The sequence below is a fragment of the Paraburkholderia sp. SIMBA_030 genome (genome assembly GCF_046535245.1).
GTDB lineage: Bacteria > Pseudomonadota > Gammaproteobacteria > Burkholderiales > Burkholderiaceae > Paraburkholderia.
Window position 1 is genome coordinate 1 of the sequence record NZ_JAWRXB010000341.1, and the last position, 278, is coordinate 278.

Annotated in this window: 1 protein-coding gene; it reads right to left on the minus strand. The window is 63.3% G+C overall.

Annotation, left to right across the window (positions count from 1 at the left end; genetic code table 11):
- Positions 1–278 (minus strand): flagellar hook-basal body complex protein (locus SB772_RS40260; RefSeq protein ID WP_410838552.1); only part of this gene is annotated, 278 nt, incomplete at both ends.

A 278-nucleotide genomic window follows, 5' to 3' on the forward strand; every position in this document is an offset into this window, starting at 1 on the left:
GGGTGTAGGACGTGGTGCCGTCCGGCTGCAGGATCTGGAAGAAACCGCGACCGTCGACCGCCAGGTCAAGCGGCTGTTCGGTGGTTTGCAGGCTGCCGGCGGTGAAGTTTTTCTGGGTGCCGACGATGCGCACACCGGTACCCACTTGCAGACCCGACGGCAGTTCGCTGTCCTGGGTCGACTGGGCGCCTGGCTGGCGCTTGATCTGATAGAGCAAGTCCTGGAACTCGGCGCGGTCACGTTTGAAACCCGTGGTCGACACGTTGGCCAGGTTGTTG